This window comes from Subtercola boreus (assembly GCF_003399625.1).
GTDB classification, from domain to species: Bacteria; Actinomycetota; Actinomycetes; order Actinomycetales; family Microbacteriaceae; genus Subtercola; species Subtercola boreus_C.
On sequence record NZ_NBXA01000001.1, the window covers coordinates 229,098 to 238,534 of the forward strand.

The 9,437-nt window shown below is 69.9% G+C and carries 12 protein-coding genes and 1 tRNA gene; 9 read left to right on the plus strand and 4 right to left on the minus strand.

Annotated features, from left to right (window positions below; translation table 11 throughout):
- Positions 1–30 precede the first annotated feature (30 nt).
- The 4 genes from B7R21_RS01035 to B7R21_RS01050 all read left to right on the plus strand — a co-directional run bounded on the left by B7R21_RS01035 (position 31) and on the right by B7R21_RS01050 (position 3,943).
- On the plus strand, positions 31–399 hold the full coding sequence (locus tag B7R21_RS01035; RefSeq protein ID WP_116281384.1) for a VOC family protein: 369 nt from the start codon (positions 31–33) through the stop codon (positions 397–399).
- Between the two features lie 54 nt (positions 400–453).
- Positions 454–1,641, plus strand: a complete 1,188-nt coding sequence (locus tag B7R21_RS01040; protein ID WP_116281385.1) for an epoxide hydrolase family protein — start codon at positions 454–456, stop codon at positions 1,639–1,641.
- 213 nt (positions 1,642–1,854) lie between these two features.
- Positions 1,855–2,442: an RBBP9/YdeN family alpha/beta hydrolase gene (locus tag B7R21_RS01045; RefSeq protein WP_116281386.1), complete on the plus strand. Its 588-nt coding sequence runs from the start codon at positions 1,855–1,857 to the stop codon at positions 2,440–2,442.
- An 82-nt stretch (positions 2,443–2,524) separates the two neighbouring features.
- Positions 2,525–3,943 (plus strand): protein kinase domain-containing protein, encoded by a 1,419-nt coding sequence (locus B7R21_RS01050; protein ID WP_253259563.1) that lies wholly within the window; start codon positions 2,525–2,527, stop codon positions 3,941–3,943.
- A gap of 25 nt (positions 3,944–3,968) precedes the next feature.
- Here B7R21_RS01050 and B7R21_RS01055 read toward each other — a convergent pair whose 3' ends face one another.
- A complete protein-coding gene (locus B7R21_RS01055; RefSeq protein WP_116281387.1) occupies positions 3,969–4,316 on the minus strand; it encodes a LysR family transcriptional regulator in 348 nt (115 codons plus the stop codon).
- Positions 4,317–4,445: 129 nt separating this feature from the next.
- On the opposite strand from B7R21_RS01055, the gene B7R21_RS01060 reads away from it, so the two are divergent.
- Positions 4,446–4,841, plus strand: coding sequence for a hypothetical protein (locus B7R21_RS01060; RefSeq protein ID WP_116281388.1), 396 nt, complete (start codon positions 4,446–4,448; stop codon positions 4,839–4,841).
- A gap of 21 nt (positions 4,842–4,862) precedes the next feature.
- On the opposite strand, the gene B7R21_RS01065 is transcribed toward B7R21_RS01060, so the two are convergent.
- Complete coding sequence (locus tag B7R21_RS01065) at positions 4,863–5,210, minus strand: DUF952 domain-containing protein (RefSeq protein WP_116281389.1); 348 nt, start codon at positions 5,208–5,210, stop codon at positions 4,863–4,865.
- A 156-nt stretch (positions 5,211–5,366) separates the two neighbouring features.
- On the opposite strand from B7R21_RS01065, the gene B7R21_RS01070 reads away from it, so the two are divergent.
- From B7R21_RS01070 to B7R21_RS01080, 3 genes are all read left to right on the plus strand, one after another.
- A tRNA-Ser gene (locus B7R21_RS01070) sits at positions 5,367–5,456 on the plus strand.
- Between the two features lie 123 nt (positions 5,457–5,579).
- Positions 5,580–6,233: a HEAT repeat domain-containing protein gene (locus tag B7R21_RS01075; RefSeq protein ID WP_116281413.1), complete on the plus strand. Its 654-nt coding sequence runs from the start codon at positions 5,580–5,582 to the stop codon at positions 6,231–6,233.
- A gap of 100 nt (positions 6,234–6,333) precedes the next feature.
- A complete protein-coding gene (locus B7R21_RS01080; RefSeq protein ID WP_172591996.1) occupies positions 6,334–7,560 on the plus strand; it encodes a D-alanyl-D-alanine carboxypeptidase family protein in 1,227 nt (408 codons plus the stop codon).
- Between the two features lie 162 nt (positions 7,561–7,722).
- Here the strand turns inward: B7R21_RS01080 and B7R21_RS01085 are convergent, their stop codons facing one another.
- Both B7R21_RS01085 and B7R21_RS01090 read right to left on the minus strand, forming a co-directional pair.
- Positions 7,723–8,361 (minus strand): methylated-DNA--[protein]-cysteine S-methyltransferase, encoded by a 639-nt coding sequence (locus B7R21_RS01085; protein ID WP_116281391.1) that lies wholly within the window; start codon positions 8,359–8,361, stop codon positions 7,723–7,725.
- Positions 8,358–8,909: an RNA polymerase sigma factor gene (locus tag B7R21_RS01090; RefSeq protein ID WP_116281392.1), complete on the minus strand. Its 552-nt coding sequence runs from the start codon at positions 8,907–8,909 to the stop codon at positions 8,358–8,360. The genes B7R21_RS01085 and B7R21_RS01090 overlap by 4 nt, the downstream gene beginning before the upstream one ends.
- A gap of 166 nt (positions 8,910–9,075) precedes the next feature.
- On the opposite strand from B7R21_RS01090, the gene B7R21_RS01095 reads away from it, so the two are divergent.
- The coding region (locus B7R21_RS01095; protein WP_216364062.1) for a hypothetical protein at positions 9,076–9,437 on the plus strand (362 nt) is incomplete at its 3' end.

Genomic DNA, 9,437 nt, shown 5'->3' on the forward strand with positions numbered 1-9,437 from the left:
CAGCTAACTGACACAAAGATCGGACACATCATGCAGACCACGTCAGGCCCCGGGTTCATCTCCCTCCAGGTTCGGGATATCGAAGCCTCCGCCACGTTCTACGAGACCCACCTGGGGCTCAATCGCCAGGCCGGGCCGCCGCACGCCGTCGTCTTCGACACGAAGCCCGCCGCGTTCGCCGTGCGCGACGCGGCACCCGGTGTCGACCTCGATTCCGTCACGCAGCTGGGGCTCGGTGTCGGAATCTGGATGCACGCCGCAGACTCCCAGGGCATCCACGACGCCCTCGTGGCGGCCGGAGCGACCATCACCTCGGCCCCGATCGACGGGCCATTCGGCCGCACCTTCACGTTCGCCGACCCCGACGGCTACCAGATCACGCTGCACGACCGAGCCTGACCGCCCTCCGCCTCACCTCCCGGCCCGCAGCGCCCGAGCGGTAGCGTGGGTCGCATGCCAGACGGGTCTGCGGTCATCCATCGTTTCGACGAGCGCGCTTCGGCCGAGGTGCTCGCCGACCTGCGGGCCAGGCTCGTAGCGACACGCTGGCCGGATACACCAGATGCCCCAGATGCCCCTGACGCCGGCTGGTCGCTCGGCACAGACCAGCGCTACCTCCGCGCCCTGGTCGCGCACTGGATCGACGGGTTCGACTGGCCGCGGGAGGAGGCGAAGCTCGCCCGCCTCCCGCGGTTCCGCACCGAGGTGGGAGGGCTGGGCATCCACTTCGTGCATGCCCGCGCTGTGCCTACGCCATCCGGCAGGCCGCCCCTTCCGCTTCTGCTGAACCATGGCTGGCCGGACTCCTTCTGGCGCTACTCGAAGGTGATCGAGCTGCTGGCCGACCCGGGCGCGCACGGCGCCGACCCCGACGACGCGTTCGACGTGATCGTTCCCGACATGCCGGGCTTCGGATACTCGGATGCGCCCACCGGCGCCGCCCTCTCGTCTCCCGAGGTCGCCGCCCTCTGGGCCCAGCTGATGAAGGCCCTCGGTCACGACCGTTTCGTCACAGCCGGGGGCGACATCGGCAGCCACGTCTCGCGCTACCTCGCCCTCGACTTCCCGGAGCGGGTGTCTGCGGTGCACCGGATGGATGCCGGACTCCTGTTCTGGGCCGGTGACCCGTCGGAGCTCTCCCCGGCCGAGCGGCAGTGGTTCGAGGCTTCCGCCGCGTGGGGCCAGGCCGAGGGCGCCTACGGGACCATGCATCGCACGAAGCCGCAGACCGCGGCGGCGGCGCTCACCGACTCGCCGGTCGGCCTCGCAGCCTGGATCGTCGAGAAGCTCCACGCGTGGAGCGACGGCGGGGTCGAGGCGTACACGATGGACGAGATCCTCACGAATGTCACGATCTTCTGGCTCACCGGCACCATCGGGTCGTCGATGCGCATGTACAGCGCCAACGCCGCCATCCCGGGCGAGCAGCTGGCCCGCCGGGTGGAGGTGCCGTCGGGATTCTCGCTCTTTCCGGGCGACATCGTGCGCCCGCCGCGGGAGTGGATCGAGAGGTCGGCCAACGCGGTGCGTATCACGGAGCCCGCGCTCGGCGGCCACTTCGCGCCCTTCGAGCAGCCGGAACTGTACGCCGCAGAACTCCGCGAGTTCTTCCGCCCGTTCCGCGCCCGCCGGGCCGGCTGACGCCGGCGCCCCGCCGCCCCGCCGCCCCGCCCCGTCCTGCCCCATCCCGCCCCGCCCCGCCCCGCCCCGTCCCGCCGCCCCGCCGGCGCCGTCCCACCGCGACCGCCAGCTTTTGTCGCTTCCGCTACTGCGCGCGCAGGCGCGGAAGCGACAAAAGGCCGCGCATCCGCGGGGCCGGCCCCGCCAGCCCCGGCCGCCCCTAGAGTGGAGCGCATGTCCGAAGCCATACCTCCGAAGCGCGTCGTCGTGCTGCACGGCTACAACGCGAACCCCGGCAAGCACTGGTTCGACTGGTTGGCTGCCGAGCTCGCGCCCGACGGCATCGCCGTCTCGACCCCTGCCCTGCCCGATTCGGCGAACCCGTCACTCGATGCCTGGCTGGCCGCTGCCCGTGAGGCGATCGGTGCTCCGGATGCGGGGCTCGTGGTCATCGGCCACAGCCTCGGCAGCATCACCGCGGTGAAGGCGCTCGCCGGGCTGCCGCACGGCGGCGCCGGTGCGTGGCAGCTGGCCGGCCTCGTGCTCGTCTCCGGCTTCGATGCTCCCCTCGCCAATCTGCCGGAACTCGACGGATTCACCGCCCAGACGCTCGACTACGGCCCGATCATCCAGAGCACCCGCAACAGGCGGATGATCGTCTCGGACAACGATGAGATCGTCGCCCCCGCATTCAGCCGCGATCTGGCGGAAGCACTCGAGGCCGATGTGACGGTGGTTCCGGTCGGCGGGCACTTCCGCGCCGACGACGGGTACACGAGCTTCCCCGAGGTGGCAAGCGCGGTCAGGACCATGCTGGCCTGAGTTACGATGTGCGGGTAGGCGTTCTGTGTCGCCTGTCGTCTGCCGGTCATCCGTGTCCTGCCTCCCGGAAAGTGGATCCCCAGTGACTGGCGCACGCGAACTCCCCGTCGACAAGACTCTCGGCGGCCGCTACCGGCTCGAGCAGGCGATCGGCCAGGGCGGAATGGCAACGGTCTTCCGGGCGCGCGACGAGGTTCTCGGGCGGGATGTCGCGGTCAAGCTGTTCCACAACAGCGAGATCGAGGCGGGGCGGCAGGAGGGCGAGCTCGCCGTGCTGGCGGGTCTCGACCATCACGCGCTGGTGCAGCTTCACGACGCGGGGCTCGACACCGACGACTACGGTCGCTCGCACCGCTACATCGTGATGGCCCTGGTGAACGGCAGCGACCTGCACCAGCGCATCCGCACCGCCCCGCTGTCGGCGCGGCACATCGCCGAGCTCGGGTACGACATGGCCGAGGCGCTCGACTACATCCACGCGCACAATGTGGTGCACCGGGACATCAAGCCGTCGAACATCCTGCTCGTGGACTACGGCGACGGGTCCACCCGTGCCCGCGCGAAGCTCACCGACTTCGGGGTCGCGCTCGCCGACGACGTCGAACGGATGACCAAAGAGGGTGCCACGACCGGAACGGCCGGCTACCTCAGCCCCGAGCAGGCGTCGGGACGACCCGTCGGCCCCGCGACCGACGTCTACTCCCTTGGTCTCGTGCTGCTGGAGTGCTTCACGCAGCATCTCGAGTTCGCGGGGAGCGTCGTCGAGTCGGCGATGGCCCGGCTCTCCCGCGATCCCCGCATCCCAGAGGGCCTGCCCGAGCACTGGCAGCAGCTTCTGGCCGCGATGACGGCGCGGGATCCGGATGCCCGGCCCAGCCGAAACGAACTCGTGGCCCTGCTCAAGATGCTCGTGATCGCCGAGAGCGGCCGGCATCGCGACGAGGAGCTCGAGCCGCTCTTCCCCGCGGCGGGCTCGGCGGCGACGCCCGGCCCGGTGACCCAGCCCGACGTGCTCGACACCCTGCCCGATGAGGCGCTCGACCGGGTGACCGCGATGGCGGCGCGGCTGTTCTCGGCACCCATCTCGCTGGTCAGCATCTCCGACCACGACCGGGTGTGGTTCAAGGCGCACTACGAACCCGACGTGGAACGCATCGCCCGTGAGCTCGACCTGACGATGAGTTCGCTGCCGTCGGCCGAGCCGGTGGTGGTCGAGGATGCCCGATCCGATCCCCGCACGCGTGAGCACGTTCTCGTGACCGGCCCGCTCGGGATGCGGTTCTACGTGGGAGTGCCCCTGAAACGCGGCGACGGAACCGTCATCGGTACCCTCTGCGTGATGCACTTCCTGCCCGGCACGGCGACGGGCGCCGAGATCGCGAACCTCCAGGATCTCGCCGCCCTGGTGGTCAGCCAGCTGGAGCTCCGCCAGGTGGGGCTCCGCACCACCACCGAGATCGCGACGGCGATGCCGACGGGCAGCCTCCGCACCTCCGCCTGAGCGGCGGCGCCGCACGGACGGCGCGTCAGCGCGACTGGCGGCGCTTGCCCGAGCGCGACGCGCCCTTGACGGCGGGCGCGCGGCCCTTGCCCTTCGACGCCTTCGCCTTGCCGCCCGGCGCAGGCACATCGGCGGCAGCCGCGGCGGCCGACTTCGCCCACTGAACGAGCGTGGTGGCCAGAAGGGCCTCGCCGGCGGGCGTGAGCGTCGTCGTCGGTGCGGAGTAGTCGAACAGCGGGTACCCGAGCTCGGCCTCGAGCTCTTTGATCGATGCCACGAGCGTCGCCCGCGAGACTCCCTGCGAACGGGCGGCGTGCGCGAAGTTCAGCTGCTCAGCAGCTTCGACGAAGTGGCGCATCAGTTCGCTGTTCACCCGCCCCAGACTACGCGGCTGGGGCGGCGCCGCGGCGCACCGTGCCCACCCGGTGGCAGGGGCCCGCAGCCTGACGTAGGGTCGAGTCAGGCGCACCGGCATCCGGTGCTCCGGAAGGCGGGCAGGCGGATGACCGAACACGAGCTCCACACGATGTGGGCGTCAGCACGGCTGCAGATCATCCTGTCGCAACTCGGCCCCATCGTGCTGCTGACGGCGAGCGTCGCCCTCGTGATGGCCGGGCTCGGGCACCAGCCCACCCCGATCCGCCTCGCTGCCGCGCTCATTCTGCTGTCGACCGGAATCCTGGGTGCGCTCGTGCAGTTCTCGGCGGCATCCGAAGCCCAGGCGATAGCCGACGACCTCACGGCGCTCGGTGCCCAAAGCGCCGTGAGCCGGCGGATCGTTTCGCAGGCGGGTTTTTCGAATGTGGTGAAGTTCGTGACGCCGACGATCTTCGTGGCGACGTTCCTGGCGCTGCTCTGGGCGATCTTCGCGCCGCCGGCGTTCGGCGGCATGCAGTAGCCCGGACCGCGGCGGGGCGGGTCAGAACACGAAGTGGCCGGTCTCGTCGAAGTGGGCGGGGCGCGCGTCCAGAACCCAGGCCGGATCGACGGGACCGAAGATGTGCGGGTAGCGCTCGCCGTTGCCGGCCTCCTCGTGCACGACGGCTGTTCCGGCGGCCGTGATCTGCTGGTCGTCCATGATGAGCACAACGAGCGGCTCGTGGATGTCGCGGTAGAACCGCCCCGCGGTCGCTTCGAGCTGGGCGGCGGTGGAGGCGTGGATGAAGCCCTCCTCGGCGAGCGTGGCCGTGCTCGACGAGACGGTGTACGTGCCGGCCATCTTCGCGGCCTGCCAGTCGGCGGCCCGGGCGATGTGGAAGATCTGCATCCGGCGAGCCTACGCGCCGGGCACTGCCGCTGCCGCCCCGCCGGCCGCCTCGCCCACTCCGGCTGCCGCCCCGCCGGCCGCGCACAGCAGCTCCCCGATCGACCCGTGTCGACGGTCGCTTGCGTCGTCGGCTATGATTGCTCAGGCATCACCCTTGGAGCTGTCGCATAGTTCGGCCTAGTGCACCACCCTGCTAAGGTGGAGTGGGCGTCAAGCCCACCGTGGGTTCAAATCCCACCGGCTCCGCACTTTTTTACAGGCAGGAAATAGCTCGAATCCGCGTCGTCGTGGCTTCGGGCTATTTGTCTGTCAGTTCTGTGTCCCTCAGCTGCTTGCCTGACAGTGGCCGCGCCTAAACTGGCAGTGAACATGAATGTCGAAGCCAGTGGGAGCGCCGCCGATCGCCTGAGCAGCGCGCTCCAGGACGAGTCGTCGTCGAACCGACTCGCGAGTGCGCTCGCCGCGGGAACCCGGCCGGATCCGTCGTACGTCGAGGTGCTCGTGCGCCGGTGCGCGGTGGAGCCGGACTTCTTCGTGCGGGACATGCTCACCTGGGCGCTCCTTCGCCATCCGACCTCCAAGACCGTGCCCCGGCTGGTCTACGAGGTCGGCGACGACGGGTCGCAGGCACGCAGCCAGGCACTCCACACGCTGTCGAAGATCGGCGACCCGAGGGGGTGGGCGGCCATCAGCGCCGAGCTCCTTCGGGATCCCGACGACGACGTGGCCCGCAGCGCGTGGCGCACGGCGTCCGGCCTGGTTCCGGCCGGCGAAGAGGCCGGTCTCGCCGAGGAGTTGTGCGCCCAGCTCGGGCGCGGTTCACCCGAGACCCAGCGGAGCCTCGGCCGGGCCTTCGCCGCGCTCGGGGAGGTCGCGCTCCCGCCGCTGGAAGCGCGCAGCGCCGATGCCCGGAGCGGGGTGCGCATCCATGCCGCCGCCAGCGCCGCGCTGGTGCGCGATCCTGAGGCGAACTTCGACGGGCTGCTCGCTGACGCAGAGCGCGCGGACGAAGCTGCCCGCTGAGGGCGCCGCCCGCTGACGGCGACGCCCGCTGCCGTCGCCGCGTGCAGACAGGACAGCCGCCTCCACCTGACTGTCAGCCGGCCACGACTACGATGGCCGGGTGACCCCGACCCGCCGCCAGTTCCTCGTTCGGAGGGTGGTGGTTCTCGGCATCCTGTTCCTCGTCGTCGCGGCCGGCATCTACGTGCCTGTGGTGCTCACGGCGCCCCTTCCCGCCGCTGCGGTCACCCTCGAACCGCCGGCGGTGCAGGCTGCCCCGGCGGCCGCGGTGTCGGCGCCTGCGCAGGGGTCGAGCGCGATCTCCCTCCAGGATTCGGGCGAGGTGCTGGCTTCGAGCGGGCAGTCCGGGCCGGTGCCGATCGCGAGCGTCACCAAGATCCTCACCGCGCTGGTGGTGCTGCAGGCGAAACCGTTGACCCCCACCGACGACGGTCCGAGCATCACGATGACCGCAGCCGACGTGGCGTTCCTCGACTCGACGAGGGCGGAAGGCGGATCCTACGTGCTCGTCAATGAGGGCCAGGTACTCACCGAACGGCAGGTGATCGAGATCATGCTGATGGAGTCTGCCAACAACTACAGCGAGACCCTTGTCACCTGGGCGTTCGGATCGATGGCTGGCTACCTCACCGCCGCAGAGGCCTTCATCCAGGCGCAGGGACTGGCCGGCACCTCCGTCGTGGACTCGAGCGGGCTCAACCCTGCCAGCGTGAGCACCACCACCGACCTGCTGAAGCTCGCGTCGCTCGCGCTCGACAACCCTGTGCTGGCCGCCGTCGTGTCGACGCAGAAGGAGAGCATCCCCGGCCTCTCCGAGCTCACCAACACGAACACCCTGCTCGGCTCCGACGGCATCGACGGGCTGAAGACGGGCACCACCGACGAGGCGGGTTCATGCCTGCTCTTCTCGGCGGACTTCACCGTCGCAGGCAAACCGTTCAGCGTCGTCGGCGTGGTGCTGGGCGCCGCCAGCTCGGAGTCGGCACGCCAGGCGGTGACCGCGCTGCTCGACAGCGCGAAACTCGGGTTCACGAGCGTGTCCCTGGCGACCGCGGGCCAGGTCGTCGGAAGCTACACCTCTGCCTGGGGCGCGACCGTGCCGATCGTGGCGGCTCAGGATGCCTCCACCGTCGTCTGGTCGAGCACTCCGGTGAGCGTGGCGGGAGACACGGTGTCGCTCAGCGAGGGTTCCGCGGGCTCCGCCGCCGGCGACCTGCGCTTCGGCGTGGGCGGCGAGACCATCACCGTGCCGCTCCGGCTCGAGACGGATCTCGAGGGGCCGGATCCGTTCTGGCGCCTGACGCACCCGGGCGAGCTGGTCGGCTGACGCCCCGCCCGCCCCGCCCCCCCCGCGCCCCCGCCCCCGCCCCCGCCCGCGCGGCGCGCCTCCGTTTCCGCTACGTTTTGTCGCTTCCGCGCCCCGGCGCGCACGCGCGAAAGCGACAAAGGGCCGCGCATCCTCTCTCCGGCCAGGCGACCACGCCCACACCTAATGCGGCCGCGCCTCCAGCGCGAGCAGCGCCGTCTTCGCTGCGAGCCCGCCGATGTACCCGCCCAACCCGCCATCGCTCCGCAGCACACGATGGCATGGCACCACGACCGGCAGCGGATTCGTCGCACACGCCGATCCGACCGCCCGCACCGCCCGCGGGCTGCCCACAGACTCGGCCACCTGCTTGTACGTCTCGGTGCGTCCGTAGGCGATCTCCGGCAGGTGCCGCTGCACGAGCTGGCGGAAGCCGCTCGACAGCGACAGGTCGAGCGGAACATCGAACCCGCGGCGGGTGCCGGCGAAGTACTCGTCAAGCTCGTAGGCCACGGCGTCGAGTCGTCTCGGTGCGCGCAGGATCCGCGTGCTCACTCGCGCCGCGAGCGTCTGCAAAACGGCATCGTGATCCTCGATGTCGTAGGCGACACGAACCAGTCCGATCTCGGTGGCGGCGAGCAGCAGGGACCCCACTGGGGTGTCGACCGTCGTGTACGCGAGGTCGAGCAGGTGGGCATCCAGAGCCTGCTGTTCGAGTCGGGCGTGCAGCTGGGTGATGGCCGAGTCGAGTTCGATGGACTCCTTTGCGAGTGGAGTGAAATCGAACCGCTCGGCGGCGTTCGAGCTGTGTGTGGTGTTCATCGCGGCATTCCCTTCGGTTCGTTGGTTGCGGTGCCGGAGGCGCCCTCTGGCAGGTAGACGAGGCGGAGCGCCCGCACCCCATCGGATGACGCGCGCCTCGCCGCTTCGACGCTCCCGCCGAGAAGCCTGGCTACCTCGGCGAACGGCAGCCCGCCGAGGAAGTGGTAGGCCACGGCGAGGCGTTGCTTCTCGGGGAGCAGTCCGACCGCCTGCCAGAGAGCCAGGGAGTCGCTGCTGTCGTTGTGTGCGTCGCCGCCCGTGGCCCCTTCGCTGGCGCTTCCGGTTCTGGATGCCCGTTCCGGCAGTTCCTCGACCGGGATCGGTTGACGGCTGCGCATCCGCGTCTGGTCGATCGCCTTCCGGTGGGCGATCGTGACGAGCCACGCTTCGACGTTCGCGTCGGGCGGGAGCTCGGGGTAGGCGCCGAGGGCGGAGAGAAAGGTTTCTGACCAGGCATCGTCGGCATCGGGCATCCCGAGCACAGCGCGACACACGCGCAGTACGGTGGCGCCGTGCTCGGCGACCACCTTTTCGAAGGGCGGTTTCATGTTCACATTCTGTAGACGCTCGGGGACGCCGAAACGTGAGGTCGGGGGTGTGGAACAGTCTGCCGGGATTGCGGACTCAGAATTTGTTTCTGAGAGTTTTGGATCTGGGCCTGCGGGGACCCTGATTTGCTGAGGGAATGTCAGTGGTTGATGTTTGACTGTTGGTATGAACCAGCCAGCCGCCGCCTCCATTGACATCGCTTCGGTGATGCATAGTTTGGTGGATGCGCTGCAGGGGTTGGGCGTGCTGCCAGGGTCTGGGGTTGGGGCTGCCGCGCCCTGCGGGCTTGCCGACGAGGACGTCATGGTCGCGACTGCGGAGGTTGAGTCACTAGGCCGGATCGTGGATGGCTTGCGTGTGCGGATGGCGGGGGAGGTGGCGGCTTTGTCTGCTGTCGAGTACGGCGATGAGGGGTTGTCGAAGTCTCACGGGTTCCGGTCAGTGCAACTGTTTCTGGAGTCGGTGACGCAGGCGTCGAAGCGGACGGTTCAGGATCGCCTTCGGCTCGCCACCCGCACGCATACGAC

Excerpts from the sequence above, each read along its gene's own strand:
- B7R21_RS01035 (WP_116281384.1), top strand. The coding sequence starts at position 31 with ATGCAGACCACGTCAGGCCCCGGGTTCATCTCCCTCCAGGTTCGGGAT.
- B7R21_RS01040 (WP_116281385.1), top strand. The coding sequence starts at position 454 with ATGCCAGACGGGTCTGCGGTCATCCATCGTTTCGACGAGCGCGCTTCG.
- B7R21_RS01045 (WP_116281386.1), top strand. The coding sequence starts at position 1,855 with ATGTCCGAAGCCATACCTCCGAAGCGCGTCGTCGTGCTGCACGGCTAC.
- B7R21_RS01060 (WP_116281388.1), top strand. The coding sequence starts at position 4,446 with ATGACCGAACACGAGCTCCACACGATGTGGGCGTCAGCACGGCTGCAG.
- B7R21_RS01065 (WP_116281389.1), bottom strand. The coding sequence starts at position 5,210 with ATGCAGATCTTCCACATCGCCCGGGCCGCCGACTGGCAGGCCGCGAAG.
- B7R21_RS01075 (WP_116281413.1), top strand. The coding sequence starts at position 5,580 with ATGAATGTCGAAGCCAGTGGGAGCGCCGCCGATCGCCTGAGCAGCGCG.
- B7R21_RS01085 (WP_116281391.1), bottom strand. The coding sequence starts at position 8,361 with ATGAACACCACACACAGCTCGAACGCCGCCGAGCGGTTCGATTTCACT.
- B7R21_RS01090 (WP_116281392.1), bottom strand. The coding sequence starts at position 8,909 with ATGAAACCGCCCTTCGAAAAGGTGGTCGCCGAGCACGGCGCCACCGTA.